The organism is Mesorhizobium sp. M8A.F.Ca.ET.161.01.1.1, assembly GCF_004792105.1.
GTDB lineage: Bacteria > Pseudomonadota > Alphaproteobacteria > Rhizobiales > Rhizobiaceae > Mesorhizobium.
Genome location: NZ_SRTD01000223.1, coordinates 1 through 347, shown reverse-complemented (window position 1 = coordinate 347; position 347 = coordinate 1). Strand labels below are relative to the sequence as shown.

At 63.1% G+C, this 347-nt stretch carries 1 protein-coding gene; it reads left to right on the top strand.

Translation table 11 applies throughout. The features are described 5' to 3' along the window. A partial coding sequence (locus tag EN804_RS35435; RefSeq protein ID WP_135922361.1) for a nuclear transport factor 2 family protein occupies positions 1-308 on the top strand: 308 nt, incomplete at its 5' end. Positions 309-347 lie beyond the last annotated feature (39 nt).

Here is a 347-nt window from a genome sequence, read left to right as displayed (position 1 = left end):
CCGAAACCACGGCATGGACGGAGATGGCAGGCTTTCCCTATGCCGGCACCTATATCGGCCCCGATGCCGTCATCGCCGGGGTCTTCAAGCGCATCGGCGAAGACTGGGACGGCTACACCTTCGCGCTCGAGAAACTCGTCGACGGCGGCAGCACGATCGTCGGCATCGGCACCTATTCGGGCATCTTCAAAAAGACAGGCAAGGCGATGTCGGCGCGCGTCGTCCATGTCTGGGAAATGCAGGCCGGCAAGGCCGTCAGCTTCGAACAGTTCACCGATACCAAGCTGGTCGCCGCCGCGATGGGCTGAAGCACTGGCGCTGTGAATGCGGGCTCGCCCTGATGCGCT